At 56.4% G+C, this 23421-nt stretch carries 17 protein-coding genes; 6 read left to right on the forward strand and 11 right to left on the reverse strand.

Annotation, left to right across the window (positions count from 1 at the left end; all coding sequences use genetic code 11):
- Window positions 1–12 precede the first annotated feature (12 nt).
- Entirely contained in the window at window positions 13–1410 is a 1398-nt protein-coding gene (locus HV107_RS24840; protein WP_182061355.1) for a NarK family nitrate/nitrite MFS transporter, read from the reverse strand.
- Between the two features lie 309 nt (window positions 1411–1719).
- Between HV107_RS24840 and narX the strand changes: the two genes are divergently transcribed.
- Together narX and narL are read left to right on the forward strand one after the other, a co-directional pair.
- Window positions 1720–3516 carry a nitrate/nitrite two-component system sensor histidine kinase NarX gene (gene narX, locus HV107_RS24845; protein ID WP_182061356.1) on the forward strand — a complete coding sequence of 599 codons (1797 nt, stop codon included), beginning with the start codon at window positions 1720–1722 and terminating at the stop codon, window positions 3514–3516.
- Window positions 3509–4159, forward strand: a complete 651-nt coding sequence (narL, locus tag HV107_RS24850) for a two-component system response regulator NarL (protein ID WP_003856701.1) — start codon at window positions 3509–3511, stop codon at window positions 4157–4159. The genes narX and narL overlap by 8 nt, the downstream gene beginning before the upstream one ends.
- Before the next feature lie 2 nt (window positions 4160–4161).
- Here the strand turns inward: narL and HV107_RS24855 are convergent, their stop codons facing one another.
- The 7 genes from HV107_RS24855 to nasR form a co-directional block, all read right to left on the reverse strand.
- Complete coding sequence (locus HV107_RS24855; protein ID WP_182061357.1) at window positions 4162–5568, reverse strand: YchO/YchP family invasin; 1407 nt, start codon at window positions 5566–5568, stop codon at window positions 4162–4164.
- Window positions 5569–5732: 164 nt separating this feature from the next.
- Window positions 5733–8231 (reverse strand): nitrate reductase, encoded by a 2499-nt coding sequence (locus HV107_RS24860; protein ID WP_182061358.1) that lies wholly within the window; start codon window positions 8229–8231, stop codon window positions 5733–5735.
- Complete coding sequence (gene nirB / locus HV107_RS24865) at window positions 8228–12214, reverse strand: nitrite reductase large subunit NirB (protein ID WP_182061359.1); 3987 nt, start codon at window positions 12212–12214, stop codon at window positions 8228–8230. The genes HV107_RS24860 and nirB overlap by 4 nt, the downstream gene beginning before the upstream one ends.
- A gap of 13 nt (window positions 12215–12227) precedes the next feature.
- Window positions 12228–13016, reverse strand: a complete 789-nt coding sequence (locus tag HV107_RS24870; protein ID WP_182061360.1) for an ABC transporter ATP-binding protein — start codon at window positions 13014–13016, stop codon at window positions 12228–12230.
- A gap of 9 nt (window positions 13017–13025) precedes the next feature.
- Window positions 13026–13907, reverse strand: coding sequence for a nitrate ABC transporter permease (ntrB, locus tag HV107_RS24875; RefSeq protein WP_182061361.1), 882 nt, complete (start codon window positions 13905–13907; stop codon window positions 13026–13028).
- 2 nt (window positions 13908–13909) lie between these two features.
- Entirely contained in the window at window positions 13910–15157 is a 1248-nt protein-coding gene (locus HV107_RS24880; RefSeq protein WP_182061362.1) for a CmpA/NrtA family ABC transporter substrate-binding protein, read from the reverse strand.
- A gap of 229 nt (window positions 15158–15386) precedes the next feature.
- Window positions 15387–16571 carry a nitrate regulatory protein NasR gene (nasR, locus tag HV107_RS24885; protein ID WP_182061363.1) on the reverse strand — a complete coding sequence of 395 codons (1185 nt, stop codon included), beginning with the start codon at window positions 16569–16571 and terminating at the stop codon, window positions 15387–15389.
- Window positions 16572–16644: 73 nt separating this feature from the next.
- On the opposite strand from nasR, the gene HV107_RS24890 reads away from it, so the two are divergent.
- From HV107_RS24890 to HV107_RS24900, 3 genes are all read left to right on the forward strand, one after another.
- Window positions 16645–16998 (forward strand): DsrE/DsrF/TusD sulfur relay family protein, encoded by a 354-nt coding sequence (locus tag HV107_RS24890; RefSeq protein WP_182061364.1) that lies wholly within the window; start codon window positions 16645–16647, stop codon window positions 16996–16998.
- A 106-nt stretch (window positions 16999–17104) separates the two neighbouring features.
- A complete protein-coding gene (locus HV107_RS24895) occupies window positions 17105–18889 on the forward strand; it encodes a methyl-accepting chemotaxis protein (protein WP_182061365.1) in 1785 nt (594 codons plus the stop codon).
- A gap of 213 nt (window positions 18890–19102) precedes the next feature.
- Window positions 19103–19342, forward strand: a complete 240-nt coding sequence (locus HV107_RS24900; protein WP_182061366.1) for a DUF1883 domain-containing protein — start codon at window positions 19103–19105, stop codon at window positions 19340–19342.
- A gap of 42 nt (window positions 19343–19384) precedes the next feature.
- Here the strand turns inward: HV107_RS24900 and HV107_RS24905 are convergent, their stop codons facing one another.
- Window positions 19385–20080 carry a gamma-glutamylcyclotransferase gene (locus tag HV107_RS24905; RefSeq protein ID WP_182061367.1) on the reverse strand — a complete coding sequence of 232 codons (696 nt, stop codon included), beginning with the start codon at window positions 20078–20080 and terminating at the stop codon, window positions 19385–19387.
- Between the two features lie 447 nt (window positions 20081–20527).
- Between HV107_RS24905 and chaA the strand changes: the two genes are divergently transcribed.
- A complete protein-coding gene (gene chaA, locus HV107_RS24910) occupies window positions 20528–21628 on the forward strand; it encodes a sodium-potassium/proton antiporter ChaA (protein ID WP_182061368.1) in 1101 nt (366 codons plus the stop codon).
- Between the two features lie 89 nt (window positions 21629–21717).
- On the opposite strand, the gene kdsA is transcribed toward chaA, so the two are convergent.
- Together kdsA and sirB1 are read right to left on the reverse strand one after the other, a co-directional pair.
- Window positions 21718–22572 (reverse strand): 3-deoxy-8-phosphooctulonate synthase, encoded by an 855-nt coding sequence (gene kdsA, locus HV107_RS24915; RefSeq protein ID WP_148241874.1) that lies wholly within the window; start codon window positions 22570–22572, stop codon window positions 21718–21720.
- A 36-nt stretch (window positions 22573–22608) separates the two neighbouring features.
- Window positions 22609–23418, reverse strand: a complete 810-nt coding sequence (sirB1, locus tag HV107_RS24920; RefSeq protein WP_182061369.1) for an invasion regulator SirB1 — start codon at window positions 23416–23418, stop codon at window positions 22609–22611.
- Window positions 23419–23421 lie beyond the last annotated feature (3 nt).

Genomic DNA, 23421 nt, shown 5'->3' on the forward strand with positions numbered 1-23421 from the left:
GGATAATCAAACTTACTTATTTTTCTTGGTATTACGGCCATATACCAGCCACGTGATCACAACGCAGGCGATATAGAATACGAGGAACACTTTCATTGCTCCTGCCGGAGAGCCGGTCAGGTCAAGCGAAATACCGAACGCTTTCGGAATGAAGAAACCACCAATCGCGCCAATGGCAGAGATAAAGCCCAGTGCCGCTGCGGTATCGGTCGCGGCTTCGCGCATGGCCTGTGCTTCGTTGCCGCCCTGCGCTTTTACGCGGTCCATCGTCAGCTTACGGAAGATAATCGAGATCATCTGGAAGGTAGAGGCACTACCCAGCCCGGCCGTCAGGAACAGCACCATAAACACGCCGAAGAACGCGGTAAAGTTTCCGCCCTGGCCGTTGGTTGGCAGCGTCAGGAACAGCAGCGCACAGAAGATAGCCATCACCACAAAGTTCACCAGCGTCACACGCGTTCCGCCCAGACGGTCAGAAATCATCCCACCAGTAGAACGGGCCAGCGCACCAATGAACGGACCAAAGAACGCATAGTGAAGGATCTGCAATTCCGGGAACTGCGTTTTTGACAGCATCGCGAAGCCTGCGGAGAAACCGATAAAGGATCCGAAAGTGGCAAGGTATAACAGCGCCATCACCCAGAGGTGTCCGCGTTTCAGCACCGGCAGCTGCTCGCTGAGGGAAGCTTTCGAGGCCGACAGGTCATTCATAAAGAACCAGGCCGCCAGCGTTAATACCACCAGGAATGGCACCCAAATCCACGCCGCGTTCTGAAGGTACAACAAAGAGCCATCCGGTTGCTGCGCACCCGTACCACCAAAGGCAGCAAAGACAGAAACAGAGATAACCAGCGGTGCAATCAGCTGCATCACGCTCACGCCCATATTCCCCAGACCGCCGTTAATACCCAGCGCACCGCCCTGTTTCGCTTTCGGGAAGAAGAAACTGATGTTGGCCATGCTTGAGGCGAAGTTTGCGCCAGCAAAACCGCACAGCAGAGAAATAATCACGAACACACTGAACGGTGTAGAGGTATCCTGCACGGCAAAACCGAGCCACACGCAAGGCACTATCATGATGCCGGTACTGAACGCCGTCCAGCGGCGACCGCCAAACAGGGGAACCATAAACGCGTAAGGAACACGCAGTAATGCGCCCGACAGCGCTGGCAGCGCCGTCAGCATAAACAGCTGATCGGTGGTAAATTTGAACCCGACTTTCGGCAGGTTCACCGCCACCGCACTAAACAACATCCATACGCAAAACGCTAACAACAGGCACGGAACGGAAATCCACAGATTACGACTTGCTACACGGTGGCCGCGTTGTTCCCAGAACGCCGGATCTTCCGGACGCCATTCTGTAATTACGGCACCATTATCCCTTTCGGGGGCGGATGAGTGACTCATAGACACCTCTGATTCTCGAATGATGCTGCAAACATTAGGGTTTTAGGCCGGCGGTAAGTTGATATAAATCAAAGGAAAAGTGGGCAGTTTTATGGCGAAAAAAAAGCCATTACTCTAAGTGAGTAGACTTTTACGGTAAAAAAGGTGTGGTTTTTCACGGTACTGACGCTTCCCCGTACTCCCTTCCCCCCAGACATCACCCGACCGGCAATTTAGGGGTAATCCTTTATTGGTATGGGTATACTCCAGGGTATGCATGAAAATAGCGCCATTCCTGCAAGCAGGCCACGTCAGGAGCCCGGCAACCCTATGTTAAAAAAATGTTTATCCCCGCTGACACTCGTTAACCAGTTGGCATTGATTGTCTTGCTGTCCACCGCTATCGGTGTGACCGGCATGGCTATCTCTGGCTCGCTGGTACAGGGTGTGCAGGGTAATGCACATGCCATTAACGAGGCAGGCTCGCTACGTATGCAGAGTTATCGCCTGCTGGCGGCCGTTCCCCTTACGCACAACGATCAGCCGCTGATCGACGAAATGGAGCGCACGGCATTTAGCCATGAACTGGAAAGAGCCGCCACCCGCGACGGACAAGAGTCGCAGCTTAAGTCGCTCCAGGGCTACTGGCACTCGCAGTTAAAACCCGGCCTGGAAGGTGCGCAACGTGCAGACGCCGTATCGCAGGACGTCGCCGGTTTTGTCGCGCGCATCGATGCGCTGGTCTCCTCTTTCGACCAAACCACCGAACACCGTATTGACCGGGTAGTGGTTGTCCATCGGGCGATGGCGATATTTATGGCGTTACTGCTGGTGTTCACCATCGTCTGGCTACGTGCGCGGCTGCTCAACCCATGGAAACAGCTGCTGGCGATGGCGCGCGCGGTCACGCAAAGAGATTTTACCCAGCGTACCCACATCAGCGGCCGCAATGAAATGGCGATGCTCGGACAAGCGCTCAATACCATGTCGGAAGAGCTGTCTGAAAGCTATGCGGTGCTGGAAAAACGCGTCCAGGAAAAAACGGCCGGTCTTGAGCAGAAAAACGAAATCCTCTCGTTTTTATGGCAGGCTAATCGCCGCCTGCATATGCAGGTGCCCCTGTGTGAGCGTCTCTCACCGGTGCTTAACGGCCTGCAAAATTTAACCCTGCTGCACGATCTGGAACTGCGGGTTTACGACATCGAAGATGAAGAAAATCATCAGGAGTTTACCTGTCAGTCGGACATGTCCTGTGATGATAAAGGTTGCCATCTTTGCCCACGCGGATTACCGCCGCTTACCGGCAGTGGTACCACGCTCAAATGGCGTCTGACAGACAGCCACACGCAGTACGGCATTTTGCTGGCTACCCTGCCAGCCGGGCGTCACCTTAACCATGACCAGCAGCAACTGGTGGACACGCTGGTTGAACAGCTGACCGCCACACTCGCGCTCGATCGCCACCAGGAAAAACAACAGCAGCTGATCGTTATGGAAGAGCGTGCCACCATTGCCCGCGAGCTTCACGATTCAATTGCCCAGTCGCTTTCCTGTATGAAGATGCAGGTCAGCTGCCTGCAAATGCAGGACGACGGGCTGCCGGAAAGCAGCAAACAGCTCCTCAGCCAGATCCGCAACGAGCTTAATACCTCCTGGGTACAGCTTCGTGAACTGCTGACCACCTTCCGTTTGCAGTTGACCGAGCCAGGCCTGCGCCCGGCCCTTGAGTCCAGCTGCCACGAATTTAGCGCCCGACTGGGGTTCCCGGTGAAGCTCGACTACCAGCTTCCACCGCGTTTTGTCCCCTCTCATCAGGCCATACATTTACTGCAGATAGCCCGTGAAGCCCTGAGCAACGTGCTCAAACACGCGGGTGCGACGGCAGTAACCGTGACCGTCCGCCAGCACAATAATCAGGTGAGGCTTACGGTCCAGGACAACGGCTGCGGCGTGCCGGAAAATGCCGAAAGAAGTAACCACTATGGTTTAATTATCATGCGAGATCGCGCACAAAGCCTGCGCGGAGATTGCCAGGTTCGCCGGGGAGAGTCTGGTGGCACCGAGGTAGTGGTCACCTTTATTCCCGAAAAGCCCCTTATAACTGCCCAAGGAGAAAACCATGACTAACCAGGAACCGGCATCCATCCTGTTGATTGACGACCATCCGATGCTGCGCACAGGCGTGAAGCAACTTGTCAGCATGGCACCAGATATCACGGTGGTTGGCGAAGCCAGCAACGGCGAACAGGGTATCGAACTTGCCGAATCGCTTGATCCTGATTTGATCCTGCTCGATCTCAATATGCCGGGTATGAACGGTCTGGAAACGCTCGACAAACTGCGTGAGAAATCACTGTCTGGCCGGGTAGTTGTGTTCAGCGTTTCGAATCATGAAGAAGACGTCGTGACCGCGCTGAAACGGGGTGCCGATGGCTATTTACTGAAAGATATGGAGCCGGAAGATCTGCTCAAAGCGCTGCAACAGGCCGCAGCTGGTGAGATGGTGCTGAGCGAAGCCTTAACGCCCGTGCTGGCCGCCAGCCTGCGCGCCAACCGTGCCACTTCTGACCGCGATGTCAGCCAGTTAACGCCACGCGAGCGTGACATTCTCAAGCTGATTGCTCAGGGCCTGCCAAACAAAATGATCGCCCGTCGTCTGGATATCACCGAAAGTACGGTCAAAGTGCATGTGAAACATATGCTCAAGAAAATGAAATTAAAATCCCGCGTTGAGGCGGCGGTTTGGGTACATCAGGAACGTATCTTCTGATTTCATTCATCCGGCAGCAGCTTCCAGCGTGGGTCGTCGTTAGGTAATGCCACCAGCGGTTGTGCCACAGCAAGCGTGATCTCATTGGAAGAGACACGCTGCCCGTCTTCATCTTCTACCACCACCGATAATTTCCAGCTATTGCGTGCGCCGCTCTGCTCACTCCAGGCGGGCATAATGACGCTCCAGCCATCGCTGCTGTTATTTTTTGTCGGCGACGTCAGGCTCAGGGCCAGCGTATCACCCTGCCAGTGTAGCTTGCGGATACCGTGAGTACTGCGCACTTGTAGCTTCAGCATCACCGTTTCGCCCCCTTTCAGATCCCAGGGCGGCGTCGCCAGATACACCGATAAGGTTTTGCGCTGGCGGTACTCCATCACTGGCAGGTTATCCCGCTCTGGCGAATCGTAACGACTGCCGCGCAGCGAGCGTGTGGCGGCCACTTCACCGGCAGAGAGCTGTTTAACCAGCGGAACCCCGAAACGGTAATTGACCTTAAGGCCCAGATTGTTCTGGCTGACGCCACTTTCGCCCTGCTTGTGTGCAGCCGAAAACGTCAGCAACGGCACAGGGGTATAATCCAGCCCCAGATTTACCGCCATCGGGTTGTGGTAGCCGGTTCCACTGTCGAACAGATCCACGCTATCGCCAAAATACTGTTCAAAACTGACGCTGGTGTTCAGGTGATGGAACCACGGCAGCCATGCTTTCGCCGTGACATCGTAGCCACGGGCCATGCGCTGCTCCTGAACATCCGAGTGGTTGCGCCAGCTGGCAAACGGCTGGTAGTAGTTTGCCGACAAGCGCAGATTCTCGCCCCAGGCTTCGGCGCCCAGCCCCGCACGCTGCAAGTTTTCATCCAGCAGGTTGTCGTAGAAGGTGTTATAGCCCAGCAACCATGTCCCGGCCAGCCAGCGTTGCCCAATGCCGGCATTGCTGACCAGCCCGTCCGTCTGCTGAGTTAGCCCAAGCTGGCTCCAGCTCAGGTAGCGGTTATTATCCTGCCAGGGCACAAACCATCGCCCGCTGCTGCCGGTGAATTTCCCCTCCTCGTCCACCAGCAAATCCACGCTGGCGCTACCCCAGGGCGAGAGCCAGGTTTCAATTTGCTGATTCACCTCACCGCTTAACGCATCACGTACCTGGCCAAAGGCGAACTGGCGGGCCTGCTCGCCGGTCGTCAGGCCATTATCGGTCATGCTCGCTTCACCGAATGCTTTCGCCATCTCCGCCAGATGTTTTTCCCTTGCGGACGACGGTGCCGCCAACCCAAGGTCGGGTAGACCATCACCGTTGTTATCAAAGGGATTCTGCGCCTGCTGGATAAAGGAATTCGGCGCACCGTAAACGGCTCCGGCCGAAATAAGGGGGAGTAAAAACAGCGGACGAATGCGGGACGATACAGCCATCAACGTCGTAAATAAGAACCTGTGTTTATGAATAAACTCTTATTATGTTAACGCGATAAGCAGTGAAATGCAGTCTTAGCCGAAATTTCAGGATTATCCTGAACATATTCGTCGGGCGGCGCGCATTTGTAGGTCGGGTAAGGCGAAGCCGCCACCCGACGCCGTTACACCGTCACCCTACACAACCCTTTCAGCTCCGGCACGCAAGAGCCGCAGTTGGTGCCACAGCGCAGCTTCGCTCCCAACGCTGCCGCTGAATCACACCCTTCAGCAATCGCCTCGCGTATCGCATTTTCACCCACGCTAAAGCAGCTACAGATAATCCGCCCCGGATCCACCCGCTCACCCGGACGTTGCCCGTTCAGGATCGCATGTCGTTCGGCCAGCTCCACGGGCGCGACACGAAAAGCCTCCTCAATAAACGAATGCGCCAGCTCTGGCAGCGCACTGCCTTCCCAGAACCCCAGCATTAATGCGCCATTTTGCCAGGCCAGGACACTGCTCCGCTCACCCATCTGCGCAATTTGCAACTGCCAGCCTTGCCCGGTGCAGTGCGCCATGACCCACTCCAGCAGCGATTTATCCCCTGCCACGGTGATGCGCTGCACATCCTGCGCGGCTTTGCGCCACCAGTAGGCCGATAGCGGTAGCTCCGGCACGTCACGGGCGTATAGCTCCCCCTGCCTGGCGGGTTGCCAGGGCATGACTCTGACCGCCGTCTGCTTACTTTCGGGCTGGCCTGAATGTGGATCGCAACGCCCTTCCACCAGAGCATTGACCTTCCCCTGACGGGCAAAGCAGCCGTTCCAGTGCATCGGGGTAAACAGCTCTCCGGCCCGCTGACCATTGTTTATCTTCACTCTGACAACCATCACCCCACGCGGTGAACTTACGCGTGCCAGCTGGCCATCGCACAGGGCAAAATGCGCCGCATCCTCTGCACTTATCTCAAGGTACGGCTCATCCATATGTTGCATCAGCCTGGGTACATAGCCGGTGCGGGTCATGGTATGCCACTGATCGCGGATACGCCCGCTGTTCAGCAGCAGCGGATAAAGCGCATCCACCCTGGCACCGTGCTTTTCTGGCGACACCGGGATTATCTTCCGTTGCGGAAAATCCCCCGCCGCCCACTGGTACGGGGCCAGCGCATCCCACTCTTCACGGCTCAGCGAAGCCAGCTCTTTCAGGTTAAAAGCCCGCGCACCGTCATTCTCAAACGCCGAGAGCGCCGCATGTTCACAAAAAATCTCCTGCGGATGCTGCCAGGAAAACGCCTCTGCGTAGCCAAGCTGTTTTGCCACCTGGGCGATTATCCACCAGTCCGGTCTGGCTTCTCCGGGCGCGGGCAGAAAGGCACGCTGGCGCGAGATACGTCGTTCCGAGTTGGTGACAGTGCCGTTCTTTTCTCCCCAGCCGAGTGCCGGAAACTGGATATGGGCGAAGCGACTGGTGTCCGTCTCACGCATCACTTCCGAGACAATCACCAGCGGGCAGGATGCCAGCGCCTGACACACCGCGTGGCTGTCCGGCAGCGATACGGCAGGGTTAGTCCCCATAATCCACACCGCTTTGACCTCTCCGCGCGCGATGGCATCAAACAGCTCGACGGCCATCAGCCCCGGCGTTTGCGCCAGCCGTTCAGTTCCCCAGAAACGCGCCACGCGCGATAAGTCGTCCGGTTCAAAATTCATATGCGCTGCCAGCTGATTCGCCAGCCCGCCCACCTCTCGCCCACCCATCGCGTTGGGTTGCCCGGTCAGGGAGAACGGGCCGCAGCCCGGCCGGGCGAACTTCCCGCAGGCCAGGTGGACATTGATGATCGCATTACATTTATCGCTGCCGCTGGAGGACTGATTAATCCCCATGGTGTAGAGCGTGATCGCCCGGGGGGCGGTGATAAACCAGTCATAAAACGTGCCGATATCCTCTACCGGCAAGCCACAAAATTCTGCCACCCGCGCGAGCGTCCACTCCGTAGTCCCCTGAATCATATTCAGCAGGCCGACAAACAGCCCGGCATCGCTGCCGGGAAGCAACGGCAGATGCAAATCCGCGATATCGCAGGTGGCCGTCCTGCGCGGATCGATTACCACCACTTTCATCGCCGGGTTCTGCTGGCGCGCCTGCACCAGCCGCTGATAGAGCACCGGGTGCGTCCATGCGGCGTTCGAGCCCACCAGCACCACCAGATCGCTGTTTTCAACGTCCTCGTAACTGCACGGCACGATATCTTCGCCAAACGCGCGTTTGTACCCCACGACCGCCGACGACATACACAGCCGGGAGTTGGTGTCGATATTCGCCGCACCGATAAATCCCTTCATCAGTTTATTGGCAGCGTAGTAATCTTCGGTCAGCAGTTGGCCGGAGGCGTAAAACGCCACCGCCTGTGGCCCCCAGGTATCTATGATCTCCCGCAGGCGCTCACCCGCCACGTCCAGCGCCTGCGGCCACGTCGTCTCGTCGCCATCCACCACAGGGCGTAACAAACGCCCCGCTAATCCCGTGGTTTCACCCAGCGCCGAGCCTTTAACACACAGCCGCCCCAGATTCGCAGGATGGGTTTCATCCCCCCGCACGCTCACTGTCTCGCCCTCAACGCGGGCAACGACACCGCAGCCTACGCCGCAGTAAGGACAGGTTGTACGGGTTTCATTCATGAGGCCTCCGCGCGCATCACCAGCTCTTCGTTTCCGACCCACACCTTGCCGTTTTCAATTTTCACCGGCCAGGCGCGCACGGCAGGCTCACCGTTTTCAGCCTGACGCCCGTCGCGCAGACGAATACGTTGCTTATAGAGCGGCGAAATAACAACAGGCTCGCCCCCGGCATCACCCAGAATGCCGCGCGAAAGCACGCGTGCGGTGCTGCCGGGCTCAAGATCGTCAAGGGCATAGACGGTTTTGCCAAAGCGGAACAGCGCAATGTGTTTGCGGCCAAGTGTCGCGCCAATGCCCGCTTGCTCAGGAATCTCATCAATGCCGCAGATTTCCTGCCAGCGTTTGTCCTCATCCGCTGGCGTGCCGTTCACCGCAGTGCGGAACAGCGCCAGACGGTCAGGATCGTTAAGCGTGGTTTGCCATTCGCACTGGTAGGTATCCACAACCCGCGCCATCTCCTGCTCAAGCTCGTGGGCAATGCCCAGGCTGTCGTCCAGGATCACCTCGCGAAGGTAATCAAGGCCGCCTTCCAGGTTATCCATCCAGGTACTGGTACGTTGCAAGCGATCCGCGGTTCGGATATAGAACATCAGAAAACGGTCAACCGTGCGGATAAGCGTTTCGTCATCCAAATCGCTGGCGAACAGGTCAGCGTGGCGAGGCTTCATGCCGCCGTTACCGCACAGGTACAAGTTCCAGCCTTTATCGGTTGCGATAACGCCGACATCTTTGCTCTGGGCTTCCGCACATTCGCGGGTACAGCCGGAGACGGCCATTTTGATTTTATGCGGCGCGCGCAGCCCCTTGTAGCGATGCTCCAGCCTGACGGCGAGCCCGGTGGAGTCTTGCACGCCGTAGCGACACCAGGTTGAGCCGACGCAGGATTTTACCGTCCGCAGGGATTTGCCGTACGCGTGCCCGGTTTCAAAGCCCGCTTCCACCAGCGCCTGCCAGATCTCCGGCAGTTGTTCGAGGGTGGCACCAAACAGGTCAATTCGCTGCCCGCCGGTAATTTTGCTGTAAAGCTGATAGCGTTTGGCAATCTGGCCGATGGCAATCAGCCCGTCGGCGGTGACTTCACCAGCCGGCATTCGTGGCACGATGGAGTAAGTCCCATCCTTCTGGATATTGGCGAAGTAACGGTCGTTGGTGTCCTGAAGCGGCAAATGCGCAGGCTTAAGCAGATACTCGTTCCAGCAGGACGCCAGCACGGAGCCCACCAGCGGCTTACAGATTTCACACCCGTGCCCTTGTCCGTAGCGGCTGATCAGCTGATCGAAAGTGTGGATGTGGTTAACACGTACCAGGTGATAAATCTCCTGGCGCGAATACGGGAAGTGTTCGCAAATGTCCTTTTTCACCTCCACGCCCTGCTCAGCAAGCTGGAACTCCATCACCTGTTTGACCAGCGCACTACAGCCGCCGCAGCCGGTGGCCGCTTTGGTGCACTGCTTGATGGCGCCGATATCCGTTGCCCCGGCACTGACGGCCTGGCAGATGTCGCCTTTGCTGACATTATGACATGAGCAAATCTGCGCACTCTCGGGCAGCGCAGCCACGCCGAGCGCTTTGGGCGCACTGCCCGCAACGGCTGGTAAAATCAGCGTTTCAGGCTCTTTTGGCAGGCTGATGCCGTTCAGCATCATCTGCACCAGGGTGGCGTATTCGCTGGCATCGCCCACCAGCACACCGCCAAGTAACGTTTTACTGTCGTGGCTGACGACGATTTTTTTGTAGATCTGCTGCGGGCCGTGGGTCCACTGGTAGCTTAATGCCCCTGGCGTGCGGCCATGCGCATCGCCAAACGAAGCAACATCCACCCCGAGCAGCTTCAGTTTGGTGCTCATATCGGCACCGGCAAAGGTCTTCTCTTCGCCCGCGAGACAGGCTGCCGCCACGCGCGCCATCTGGTATCCCGGGGCCACAAGGCCAAAAATTTTTCCTTCCCACAGGGCGCACTCGCCGATGGCGTACACGTTTTCATCGGAGGTCTGACACCGGGCATCAATGCAGATCCCCCCGCGATCACCCACCGCCAGACCGCTGCTGCGCGCCAGTGCATCCTGCGGACGGATCCCCGCAGAAAAGACCACCATATCGGTATCAAGCTGCTCGCCATCGGCAAAGCGCAGTACCAGGCCTGCATCGGTAGCGGCGATTTCGGTCGTCGCTTTGCTGGTATGCACACCCACGCCAAGCGCCTCAATCTTTTTACGCAGCATTGCTGCGCCGTCGTTGTCGAGCTGTACCGCCATCAGATTTGGGGCGAACTCCACCACATGCGTTTCAAGCCCGAGCTGCTTCAGGGCATTTGCCGCTTCCAGCCCCAGCAGGCCGCCGCCGATCACCACCCCACGGCGGGAACCCGTGGCATGAGCCGCGATATTGTCCAGATCGTCGAGCGTGCGGTAGACAAAGCATCCTGGCTGGTCATTGCCCGGCACGGGTGGCACGAACGGATAAGAACCGGTAGCCAGCACCAGTTTGTCCCAGTGGGTTTCATGCCCGCTGGCGGTGCGTACCACCCGGGACTCCCGGTCGATAGCAGTGATCTGCTGGGATAAACGCAGTTCGATACCGTTGTCGGCAAAGAAATCGCCCTCGACCAGTGAGAGGGAATCTGCGCTGCGCCCGCCAAAATACTCGGAAAGATGTACGCGGTCATAGGCAGCATAGCGCTCTTCACCAAAGACGATAATCTGGTATTGCTGATGCAGATTGCGGTTTACGCAATCCTCAAGAAAATGGTGGCCGACCATACCGTGCCCAACCACCACCAGAGTAGGTTTTGTCATAGCTTTCTGTCCTGCAACCTGCGGTTGCGTAGTGAAACGATCGAACAGCCAGTCCACGTGCGCGGGAACAGGCGTTGCCAGTAAATCGGTAAATGTCGCCGCGCTGCGGCAATCTCCCATCAGCAGCACGCCTGTAAGGGTGCCGCGATCAATTAATAAACGGCGATAATGCCGGGTCAGCGGATCCCACGAACTCCAGACCACATCATCCGGCATTGCCTGGGCGCGCCCGGCGCTGAAAAGCTCCACGCCTGTCACCTTGAGACGCATCCCGCTGTCGCGATGGCTCAAGGCCGGGGGTGTCTCCCCGGCCAGGCGTGCGGCGAGAATATCCGCGTGCGCCAGACAAGGGGCGACCAGGCCAAACGTCTGACCGTCAATCTCGCAGCACTCGCCGATGGCGCTAACCTGCGGGGCGGAAGTCTGCATCTGGTGGTTAACCAGGATGCCTCTGACGCAGGCAATACCGCTCTCGTTCGCAAGACGGCTGTTGGGGATAACGCCTGTGGCCATCACCACCCGTGCTGCCGGTAGCTGACGACCATTCGCCAGCGTGACCGAATCCTCCGCAATCGCCGTAATACCGGACGACAGTTCACAGCGAACCCCTCGCTCTGCCAGCGCTTCTTCCAGAAGCAATCCCGCCTGCTGATCCAGCTGCTGTTCCATCAACCATTCCCCGCGATGCACCAACGTGACGTTGTCACCTGATAGCGCAAGAGCTGCGGCAGCCTCTACACCCAGCACCCCACCGCCCAGCACAACAGCCGGGCCGGCGATCCCCTGAATGGCACGGGTATCTTTCAGGGTGCGGAAGGTAAAAACATGCGGCGCCTGGTTTCCAGGAATCGGCGGTACAAAGGGGCTGGAACCGGTAGCAAAGACCAGCTCATCCCACGGCAGCGTCCGGCACCGGGTGTGGATTTCGCGGCCTGCCACATCCACTGCCGTGACTTTTTCGCCCCGCAATACCGTGACGCCCTGTGCGCGATACCCGTCGTCATCCTGAAGACGGATTTTCGCTGCCTCTTTTTCGCCACCCAGCACCGGAGAGAGCTGAATGCGGTTATAGGCATGTTCTGGCTCATCACCGATGACGGTGATAACAAAACGGCCCGGTGCGCGCTCAGTGAGGGCGGTTATCAGTCGTGTTGCTGCCATGCCGTTGCCGATAATGACCAGACGCATCGTGACCTCCTCGTTACGCCGCTTTCGGCTGTTTTTCGTAGAGGAAATGCAGGATCTGCTGGCGCATGTGGTGATAGCGGCTGTCGTCAGCAAGCTGTACCCGGTTACGCGGGCGCGGCAGATCAACGTTGAGGATCTCGCCGACAGTAGCCGCCGGGCCGTTGGTCATCATCAATACGCGGTCAGACAGCAACACCGCCTCGTCCACGTCATGTGTAATCAGCACGATGGTGGTGTTCAGCGCCTGCTGGATTTGCATCACCGAGTCCTGAAGATGGGCGCGCGTTAGCGCATCCAGCGCGCCGAACGGCTCGTCCATCAGCAGGACTTTCGGCTTCATCGCCAGCGCGCGGGCGATACCGACACGCTGTTTCATGCCACCGGAGATCTCCCCCGGGCGCTTGTGCAGGGCATGTCCCATCTGTACGCGATCAAGGTTGTGCTCAATCCACTCTTTACGCTCTGCCTTACTCATGGTGCGGCGAAACACCTGATCCACCGCCAGCGCCACGTTGTCAAAGCAGGTCAGCCACGGCAACAGAGAGTGGTTCTGGAAGACCACCGCGCGCTCCGGTCCGGGGCCGGCAATTTCGCGGTTATCACAAATCAACCCGCCTTCTGTCGGCAGCGTGATCCCGGCGATAAGGTTCAGTAGCGTCGACTTACCGCAACCGGAGTGGCCAATCAGGCTCACGGTTTCGCCCTCGTGAATATCAAAAGAGACATTTTGCAGCGCCAGGAACTCACCGCTGGCGGTGGAAAAACGCTGGCTCACGGCCTGTACCTGAATTAACGGTTTCATAGTCACTCCTTATTTTTCCTGCCAGCTAAAACGGCGGGCGATCAGCATCAACCCCTGCTCCAGCAGCAACCCGACCACGCCAATGATCACAATGGCGATGAGAATGTTTTCGACGTTGAGGTTGTTCCACTCATTCCAGATCCAGAAACCGATCCCCAGCCCCCCGGTGAGCATTTCGGCGGCGACAATCACCAGCCAGGCGATCCCGATGGAGAGACGCACCCCGGTCAGCACGGCAGGTAATACCGCCGGGAACAGAATTTTGCGCATGATGGTCCACTCGGAAAGCTGCAATACGCGGGCAACGTTGAGGTAGTCCTGCGGAATTCGGCGTACGCCCTCGGCGGTGTTAATGACCATCGGCCAGATAGAGCAGATAAAAATGGTCCAGCTGGAGGCAGGCTCCGCTTTCTGGAACAACAGCAATCCGATAGGCAGCCACGCCAGCGGGCTGACCGGGCGCAGTAACGCAATCAGCGGCGTAAACATGCGCGAGATAAAGGTGAAACGGCCAATCAGGAAGCCCAGCGGAATACCCGCCAGCGCCGCCAGGCCAAAGCCCACCGCCACGCGTTGTAACGAGGCCAGCACGTTCCAGCCAATCCCCATGTCGTTTGGCCCGTCGCGGTAAAACGGGTCGGCAAACAGCGTTAGCGCGGAATCCAGAGTGCTGAGCGGCGTAGGGAAACCTTTGCTGCTAATTGCCGCAAGTTGCCAGAGCACCACCAGCAACCCCAGCCCCAGAAATGCAGGAATAATGCGTTGTAACAGTGCATTGATCCTGCGGGCCAGTGCCGGAGCACGGCGGCGAACCTGAACAGGCGGCAGGGTGATCACTTCCCCACTCAGTGGCTTTTCTTCAACATGTCTGGTGTTTTGCAGATGCTTCATAATCAAGCCCCTTTACGATGAATGGCGAAGCGGTTTGCGTAACCTTCCGGGTCGGTACCGTTCCAGACGGTGCCGTCCATCAGGGTGCTGCTACGTACAGGTGATGATGGCGCAGAGATCCCGCCCACTGCCGTGGCGGCGTCCTGCCAGACCGAGGTCTGATTAATGCGTGCGGCAATGGCCGCGTAGTCCGGTGCGCTTTTGAGTAATCCCCATCGGCGGAACTGAGTCAGGAACCACATGCCGTCTGACAGATACGGATAGCTGACCGCCCCGTCGTTAAAGAAGCGGATGGGGTTGGCGTCCTGCCAGCGCTTGCCAATTCCGTTGTCGTATTCGCCAAGCATTCTCCCGGTGAGGTACTGCTCTTTGGTGTTAAGCCACGCCCGACGCGAGAGGATCTGCGCGGTTTCGCGTTTGTTTTCTGGTGAGGCATCTATCCAGCGAGACGCTTCCAGCACGGCACTCACCAGCGCACGGGCGGTATTGGGGTTTTTATCCACCCACTCCCGCCGTGTGCCGAGGATCTTTTCAGGATGTTCCGGCCAGATGGACTGTGACGTTGCGGCGGTAAAACCGATGCGGTCGTTAATGGCGCGCGCATTCCACGGTTCCCCCACACAAAAGCCGACCATGTTGCCAATACGCATGTTCATCACCATTTGCGGTGGCGGTACCACCACGGTGCGCACATCGTCGAATGGATTAATGCCCGCACTGGCAAGCCAGTAGTACAACCACATGGCGTGCGTCCCGGTCGGGAAAGTGTGTGCGAAGGTGTAAGTGCCCGGGGCCTGCTGCCCGACCAGCTTTTTCAGCCCGTCGAGATCGCGCACGCCCTTCTCCGCCAGATCGGCTGAAAGCGTAATCGCCTGGCCGTTATGGTTGAGGGTCATCAGGTTTGCCATCTGCTGCGGCTTACCGGCGATGCCCAACTCCAGCCCGTACAGCAGGCCGTAAAGGATATGTGCCGCGTCCAGTTCACCGGCAACCAGCTTGTCACGCACTGCAGCCCAGCTCGCCTCTTTGGTGGGCACAATGGTGATGCCATATTTTTTATCAAACCCTTTCAGCGCCGCGATCACCACCGGGGCGCAATCGGTCAGAGGGATAAACCCGATGCGAACTGTGTCTTGTTCTGGTTTATCCGAACCTGCGGCCCATGCAGCCTGCATAACGCCCGGTAACAACATTGCGCCACTCGCCAACATGCTGGCCTGCAAAAACCGCCGTCTCGACAAATCCGCCATGACCCACTCCTGAAAAAAAGACAAAAAAAAGCGCCCTACAGTGCCGAAGCACCGCTGGACGCCTTTATCCCGCAGACGATTGCACCGCCGTTGGCGCATCGTCAAAAATGGTTAATTAGTTAATGCAAAGTCGATGCCAGCTTTTAAGCCCCTGTTTTTCTACTCTTCGTCGGGTTCACGGCAACTTTACGCACCTCAATCAGGCACAAAATGCCCACTGATTGTGCAACTACTCCTTTGGTGTTATCTGCCATAAAGTCTTCACGGTGAGCAGTGCCCGGGCGATATCCACCATGCGCTGATTCTTGTCCATCGCCATTTTGCGCAGGGCATACCATGCCTGTTCTTCATTCATATTCTGGTGGCTCATTAATACGCTTTTGGCTTTATCAATGGTTTTACGCTCTTCCAGCGTGTCGCGAAGCGATGCCAGCTGGCGGGACAGTAGCTCTATTTCCCGCGCCTGCTGGCGTACCAGAGGCAGCAAGGGTTTGTCCGGGTAACACGCAAGGGGATCGTCGTGTTCATCCCCGGCGAGGGTAAACTCATCGTCACTGTGAATACGTGCATCCACGGCGACCATCAGGTCGGCGATGACCATCTCTTCCAGCGTGCGCAGGTGCTCAAGACGCGCCGTTTGCAGGGCAAACCAGTTGAGGGCCGTCTGGCCATTATCTTCCGCAGGTTGACGCGTGCAGGCCACGCGCCGCAGCTGTTCTGTTTCCAGACACGGCTGGCAGTTGAGGGTAAAAGTCTGGCGGATGTCATCGCCGCTGCGCGACAAAAAGACCTCAAAACAGGCCTGCTGGCCATCAATACGGTCAACCAGCTTTTGACGAGTCTCATCGCTAAAAAATCCCTGCGTGAAGCCAATCGCCCCTAATGCCCGCTCTTGCCCCACCAGCTCTTTGCCCTGCATCAGGCTATAGAGCGCGACAAATCGCCCGGCGATTTGCGGATCATCAATACTGTCATTCAGTTGCGGTACAATACTGAGCAGCTGGCGCAGCATCCGGCTGTAGTGCTCCATCGCCATCGGCGCTGCAATGTGTTGTGCGCTCACCCCGTCACGCAGGGCGATAAGACCTTCCAGGCTTAACAACGCGCTGGCGATGCGTTCGCACACGGCGCTGCCCGGCATCGGGGATTGTTCGTTAAGCATCCGGTGAAGTGCGGTAAGGTTTTCGTCCACCAGCGCCCGGCTGGCCTTGCATTCGGGGGCATAGAGTTGCCCCTGCGAGCAGAGCCAGACGTTTGACGCACCGCGCTCGCACTGAAGCATATGCACCAGCTGGCTGATGCCGTTCACCAGCTCGCCCAGTTGTGCGAGCTTGTTGAGTTGCAACTGACGCAACTGTTTTGCACGCTGAAACCATTCGGTTGCGCCGGGCGAACTGCCAGCCATTAACGTCATACTTATTCTCCCGGATAGGTTCTATACAGAGAAATAAGCAAAATTCGTGCCTTTTCAAATAACAGGAGTCAACATGCAGAAGATTGTGATCGTCGCTAACGGTGCGGCATACGGAAGTGAATCTCTTTTCAACAGCCTGCGTCTGGCCATTGCCCTGCGCGATCAGGACAGCGAGCTTCAGTTACGTCTCTTTTTGATGTCGGATGCCGTGACTGCCGGGCTGAAGGGACAAAAACCCGCCGAGGGCTACAACATTCAGCAGATGCTGGAGATCCTGACGGCGCAAAACGTCCCGGTGAAGCTGTGCAAGACCTGCACCGACGGGCGGGGAATTACTGCCCTGCCGCTGATTGACGGGGTAGAGATTGGGACACTGATTGAGCTGGCGCAGTGGACACTGACCGCCGATAAAGTATTAACGTTTTAATAATAAACCCGTAAAAATATTATTTTCTTATGGACGCGGTTTCAGCATCAAGTTTACCTGCAAGGTTGCCGATAGGCATGAAAACAACACAGCAGGTATTTCACTTATGTTCAGGTCCATTCGTGCACGCATCATTGCCGCGACGACAGGTTGTCTGATCGTCGCACTCATTCTTAACACCATTATTAACTTCCAGGTCACCCGCCAGGATAACCAGCAGTCGCAGCGCGATAGTCTGACCAGCACCAGCGCCAGTCATAACATGGCTATTGCTGACTGGGTAAACAGCAAAATGATGGTTATTTCTTCCGCACAAACGGTTGCCCTGAGCGATGATCCGGTGCCGGCATTCAAACAGCTGGCTCAGGCTGGCGGGTTCACCAACGTTTATGTGGGTTACGCCAGCAAGACGGCGAAATTCTCTGATCCTGCGGGTGTGCCTGCGGATTACGATCCTACCGTGCGTCCGTGGTATCAGCAGGTGGTCAGCACCGATGCGCCGGTGGTGACCGCGCCTTACGTTGACGCAGGCACCGGAAAGCTGGTGGTGACCTTTGCCGTACCGGTTAAAGACAACGGGACACTGAAGGCCGTTGTTGCGGGTGATGTGGCGATGGATAGCGTGGTGTCTAACGTGCGCGGCATTCACCCGACACCGGCGAGCAGCGGGCTGCTGGTTGACAGCGATGGCACCGTTATTGCCGCCAACGATCCGGCCCTGACCCTGAAACCCTTCGCTGAAACCATCAAAGGCGTTGATTTTGCGGCGCTGAAAAACGGCAACCCGCTTGACGGCACCTTTAATGGCGCAGAAAAGACTTTTGTGGCGACGCCGGTTAACGGGACGCACTGGATGTTAATTGTCGCGCTCGACAACAACGATGCCACCTCCGGGATGCGTGCCTTACTCAAGGCTTCTGCGCTGTCGTTGGTGATCCTTGCTCTGCTGAGCGGTGCCATTGTCCACTTCCTGATTGCCCGTCTGCTGAAGCGCCTGTCTGATATTCGCGATGCCATGCACAACATTGCCAACGGCACTAACGACCTGTCACAGCGTCTGCCAGATAATGGCGATGATGAAGTAGCGCAAATTGCGCAGGCGTTTAACGCCTTCAGCGATAAGTTGTCGGTGGTGATGGCGCAGTTGCGTGATGCCAGCGCCTCGGTGAAAAATGCGGCCCAGGAGATTGCCGCAGGCAACCACGACCTTTCCGGGCGAACCGAGCAGGCGGCATCCAGCCTGCGCGAAACTGCCAGCGCCGTTGAGGAGATCACCGCATCCGTTACCCAGTCGAATGAATCCGCTGCGGAAGCCAACGACCAGGCCAGCAAAGCCTCGGCTGCCGCCTCTCGCGGGGGGGACGTGGTGTCTCAGGCCATCAGCACCATGCAGTCAATCGAAGTGGCGTCGGCAAAAATTGGCGATATCACCAGCGTGATTGACGGCATTGCCTTCCAGACGAATATTCTGGCGCTAAACGCCTCGGTAGAAGCCGCCCGTGCGGGGGAACAGGGGCGCGGGTTTGCCGTGGTAGCCGGCGAGGTGCGTAACCTTGCCAGCCGCAGCGCTCAGGCCGCGAAAGAGATCAAATCCCTGATTGATTCCACCACCGACAGCGTGGCAACGGGCTCCCGCTATGTGCATCTGGCCGGTGAAAGCATGGATGAAATCCGCTCCAGCATCGGTAACGTGTCGGGGATTATGCGTGAAATCTCTATTGCAACCAGCGAGCAGATGAAAGGTATTCATGAGATTAACCACGCAGTAACACATCTCGATCGTATGGTGCAACAAAACGCCGAACTGGTTGTACAATCAGCCGCTGCGGCCAGTGCATTGCAAAGCCAGGCGGGCGACCTTGCTGAAACGGCGGGGCATTTCCGCATTTAATGTTCCACCCGCGGGCATTTACCTGGTTAAATGCCCGCAGGCTGAAAGCTTTCAGGTGTTTTGTCATTTTTGTTTAATCGTTATGCCATTTTTTGATCAAAATCAGCATCCCGTACCCTCCCCTTTGGTGTTATGCAATGAGTGAATTGTGAACAACATCACGCTCAGGATTGGCTGCAAGGAGAGCGTTGTTTAAGACTACGGGGTTTAAAAATGGCACTGGTAAAAACAAGTTTGAAACTGTTTGGCGGGGATACTGTTGTGGTGCGTTGCTCAGAGCGTTGCCGCATTCATCTGATGAGTTCTAAAGAGCAAAAGCAATCGCAGGCCGATATTCTGACCGTGCAGGATGATAAAGCGTGGCTGACCGTGCCATACACCGGCACCTGGGATGTGCTGATTGACAGCCACAGTCAGTCTCTTGAGCATTCCGTAAGCTACGTTGCCGCGTAATAAATGAACGCCCGGTTTGCCATCTGGCAACCGGGCGTTTTATCAGGCAAAACCCGGGCGCAACGGGTTATTCAGCAGGTTCCCTTCCAGTAACGCTTTCACCTTCGTCACTAGCTCATTCAGGCAATCGTCCTTCATGCCAAGGCGAGTCAGCTCTTGATCCAGTGAAAAGAGATACTGGGCGTTGGTGCCAAGCGGCCCACTGGCAGCGGCAATCAACGGGGCAATAACTTGCGTACGGGTATCGGCTTCGTACAGGGGATGGCGCGGGTCCATAATAAACACCAGCGCATTGACGGTACGACCGTCGTCGAGTTCAAGCTTGCACCAGCTCGGCATATAGCAACCAGTGATCATTTCGCGCTTCCAGAGCAACGTCAGCTCGTCTTCCAGGGATGCATCCGGCAACCGGTATGCCACGCCCGTGGTGCGTCCGCCCTCTTTCAGTGCAAGCATCCGTCCAGGCTGACATGCACTGCCCCGCCCGGCGGTCAAACGCAAACAAAATGCACGATGCCAGCCAGGGAGTGTCCCTGTCGCTGATTCTACAAATTCAAGCGCCGGGTTCCACATCAGGGAGCCGTAGCCAAAAATCCATACCGGGCCATCATCCGGGCGGCAGGAAAGCGTAGCAGCAAGCGATGCCGCACGTTGTTCAGCCGACCAGAGAAGCGATTCCTCAATAGCACCAAATGCCGTCTTACAATCTGCCTTCATTAAGAAATCACGCGTTAACACTTTACACCTCCGCCACTGCATGCTTCCTTGCGACATCTGTAATTCGCCTTCCCGGCATTATGTGCTGGTCATTTTGCCAGCAGTTGATTAACGATAAGCAATTCATGGGCCAGTTGCAATACAACGAAAGTTCAACCGCCTGAAAAGTCAAAATGCAGGAGGCTAATAATTTGCCTGCAATAGACTCACCAGGCGATAGCTGCTCTGATATTTTGGCGATTTCGCCCACATACCTTCTCATTACGAGAGTGCAAAACGTCCATTCATAATGCTTTGTTATTTAGGTTTTATTTAGCAAAAACACGTCATTACAGATAATTCGATAAAAATAATGGCCATACAGTAAAATTAAGTAAAAGATAACTGGATTTAAATTGTTATCTGTTAGTTTAATGACCTCAAATTTTCTATCTATAATTACAAGCACCTGCATTGAGGGAGAAGAACATGACAGCAACACATGAGGCGGTGAAAACCCGCCACAAGGAGACATCACTCATTTTCCCGGTTCTGGCGCTGGCTGTGCTGCTCTTCTGGGGAAGCAGTCAGTCACTGCCAGTGGTCGTTGGTATCAATATTCTTGCACTTATTGGTATTTTATCCAGTGCATTCAGCGTTGTTCGCCACGCTGATGTATTAGCTCACCGCCTGGGCGAGCCGTACGGATCCTTAATATTAAGCCTTTCCGTCGTTATTCTTGAGGTCAGCCTTATTTCTGCCCTGATGGCAACCGGTGACGCTGCGCCTACGCTGATGCGCGACACGCTCTATTCCATCATTATGATTGTAACGGGCGGCCTGGTTGGTTTTTCCCTGTTGCTGGGCGGGCGTAAATTCGCCACCCAATATATGAACCTGTTCGGCATTAAGCAGTACCTGATTGCCCTGTTTCCGCTGGCGATTATCGTGCTGGTGTTCCCGATGGCGCTGCCGGGCGCGAACTTCACCACCGGCCAGGCACTGCTGGTTGCGCTTATTTCCGCGGCCATGTACGGCGTATTCCTGCTGATTCAGACCAAAACGCACCAGAGCCTGTTTGTCTATGAGCACGAGGATGACAGCGACGATGACGACCCGCATCACGGTAAACCGTCTGCGCATAGCAGTGTGTGGCATACCATCTGGCTGATCGTACATCTTATTGCGGTTATCGCGGTGACCAAGATGAACGCTAACCCGCTGGAGACACTGCTGACCGAACTGAACGCGCCGGTGGCGTTTACCGGTTTCCTGGTTGCGTTGCTTATCCTTTCGCCGGAAGGCCTTGGGGCGCTGAAAGCGGTGCTGAACAATCAGGTACAGCGTGCAATGAACCTGTTCTTTGGTTCCGTGCTGGCGACGATTTCACTTACCGTACCGGTGGTGACGCTGATTGCCTTTATGACGGGTAACGAACTGCACTTTGCGCTGGGCGCGCCAGAGATGATTGTGATGGTGGCGTCGCTGGTGTTGTGCCATATCTCATTCTCAACCGGGCGCACTAACGTGCTTAACGGTGCGGCGCATATGGCGTTGTTTATTGCGTATCTGATGACGATATTTGCGTAGTTTTTTTGCCCAGCGACGCTTCGCTTGCAGGGCCTACACGCCACCCGGCAATATGCCCCATAAAAAAACCCGCCGAAGCGGGTTTTTTATTAGTTGCTGGTATCCAGCTCGTCGAAGCTTTTCACCAGATCGTCAATCGCTTTAATCTGTTTCAGGAACGGCTCCAGCTTATCCAGTGGCAGCGCAGATGGGCCGTCGCATTTCGCGTTAGCCGGATCCGGGTGCGCTTCAATGAACAGACCAGCCAGGCCAGTTGCCATACCGGCACGCGCCAGCTCGGTAACCTGCGCACGACGACCGCCAGACGCGGCACCAAACGGGTCACGGCATTGCAGGGCATGGGTCACGTCGAAGATAACCGGAGACTGGTTAGACACGTTCTTCATCACGCTGAAGCCCAGCATGTCCACAACCAGGTTGTCGTAACCGAAGTTTGCGCCACGGTCGCACAGGATAATCTTGTCGTTACCGCCTTCGATAAACTTATCGACGATATTACCCATCTGACCCGGGCTCACGAACTGTGGTTTCTTCACGTTAATAACCGCACCGGTTTTCGCCATCGCGGCAACCAGGTCAGTCTGGCGCGCCAGGAAGGCCGGAAGCTGAATCACGTCAACCACGTCAGCCACTGGCTGCGCCTGAGAGGCTTCATGCACGTCGGTGATCACTTTCACGCCAAAGGTCTGCTTCAGCTCCTGGAAAATCTTCATCCCCTCTTCCAGGCCTGGGCCACGGTAAGAGTTGATAGAGGAGCGGTTGGCTTTGTCAAAAGAGGCTTTAAACACATACGGGATGCCCAGCTTCTGGGTCACGGTCACGTAGTGCTCGCAGATGCGCATCGCGAGATCACGGGATTCCAGCACGTTCATACCGCCAAACAGCACGAACGGCAGGTCGTTTGCTACCTTGATATCACCAATGCTAACCACTTTTTGTTTCATAGGATCGCCTTATTCAGGTGTGAATCGGAATTAAATTTAATGCAGTGTAATTTGTTTATGCGCGATCGAATTGATCTGCGCACGAATCATTTCGCTAATCGGATCTTCCGGGCATTGCTCGACGAAATAACTCAAATCATTCAGCGCCACATGCTCGCAGTCGAGCTGAGCATAGATAAGACCACGGTCGCGAATTTCGTACGGATCTTCCGGGTTAAATTGCAGCAACACTTCACTGGCACGCAGCGCCAGCTCCATCTGCCGCTCTTCCATCAGCGCGGCTTTCAGCGTATCCAGCAGCTTGCGGATAACTTCTGAGTTATCCGCCTCGTCGAGATCTTCGTTGAAGAGCTCAGCCACCGGGCTAATGTTACCTTTCAGCCAGACATCCAGCGTGTGTTCGTCCAGCGTGTCACCGTTGAAGGGGTTAATTAACCACATCTCACCGTCCAGCCATTCCGCACGCAGGATCATCTGCGTCGGGAAAATAACCGGCACCAGTGGAATATCAAGACGGTGGGCAACCCACAGTAAAATAGCGCCCAGCGCAACCGCGCTACCCTGGCGATTTTTTAAAACCTGATCCAGCCATAACGCATCAGAAAGACGGTACACGCCGCGCGTGTCGCAAAAGCCCCATTCGCCATAGAAAAGCTCAACCAGCTTCTCTAATTGCCAGTCCTGAGGACGCGCCTGATTAATCTCTTCTCGCGCCAGGCTAACCAGGCTTTCCAGCTCATCGTAGACAAAGCGTGACGAAAAGTCGTCGCGGATCATCTCCGAAATCTGGACCATCCCATCGCAAAGCGGCACTTTGTTAAATTCGAAATCGGCTAAGGACCTCATGAC

The sequence above is a fragment of the Enterobacter sp. RHBSTW-00175 genome, from assembly GCF_013927005.1.
Lineage (GTDB): Bacteria > Pseudomonadota > Gammaproteobacteria > Enterobacterales > Enterobacteriaceae > Enterobacter.

Bases quoted from the DNA above. Each gene is read 5' to 3' on its own strand.
- HV107_RS24870 (WP_182061360.1), bottom strand. From the start codon at position 13,016: ATGAAACCGTTAATTCAGGTACAGGCCGTGAGCCAGCGTTTTTCCACC.
- HV107_RS24890 (WP_182061364.1), top strand. From the start codon at position 16,645: ATGCAGAAGATTGTGATCGTCGCTAACGGTGCGGCATACGGAAGTGAA.
- HV107_RS24855 (WP_182061357.1), bottom strand. From the start codon at position 5,568: ATGGCTGTATCGTCCCGCATTCGTCCGCTGTTTTTACTCCCCCTTATT.
- ntrB (WP_182061361.1), bottom strand. From the start codon at position 13,907: ATGAAGCATCTGCAAAACACCAGACATGTTGAAGAAAAGCCACTGAGT.
- HV107_RS24860 (WP_182061358.1), bottom strand. From the start codon at position 8,231: ATGAATGAAACCCGTACAACCTGTCCTTACTGCGGCGTAGGCTGCGGT.
- kdsA (WP_148241874.1), bottom strand. From the start codon at position 22,572: ATGAAACAAAAAGTGGTTAGCATTGGTGATATCAAGGTAGCAAACGAC.
- HV107_RS24895 (WP_182061365.1), top strand. From the start codon at position 17,105: ATGTTCAGGTCCATTCGTGCACGCATCATTGCCGCGACGACAGGTTGT.
- nirB (WP_182061359.1), bottom strand. From the start codon at position 12,214: ATGCGTCTGGTCATTATCGGCAACGGCATGGCAGCAACACGACTGATA.
- chaA (WP_182061368.1), top strand. From the start codon at position 20,528: ATGACAGCAACACATGAGGCGGTGAAAACCCGCCACAAGGAGACATCA.
- HV107_RS24900 (WP_182061366.1), top strand. From the start codon at position 19,103: ATGGCACTGGTAAAAACAAGTTTGAAACTGTTTGGCGGGGATACTGTT.
- nasR (WP_182061363.1), bottom strand. From the start codon at position 16,571: ATGACGTTAATGGCTGGCAGTTCGCCCGGCGCAACCGAATGGTTTCAG.
- HV107_RS24840 (WP_182061355.1), bottom strand. From the start codon at position 1,410: ATGAGTCACTCATCCGCCCCCGAAAGGGATAATGGTGCCGTAATTACA.
- sirB1 (WP_182061369.1), bottom strand. From the start codon at position 23,418: ATGAGGTCCTTAGCCGATTTCGAATTTAACAAAGTGCCGCTTTGCGAT.
- narX (WP_182061356.1), top strand. From the start codon at position 1,720: ATGTTAAAAAAATGTTTATCCCCGCTGACACTCGTTAACCAGTTGGCA.
- narL (WP_003856701.1), top strand. From the start codon at position 3,509: ATGACTAACCAGGAACCGGCATCCATCCTGTTGATTGACGACCATCCG.
- HV107_RS24880 (WP_182061362.1), bottom strand. From the start codon at position 15,157: ATGGCGGATTTGTCGAGACGGCGGTTTTTGCAGGCCAGCATGTTGGCG.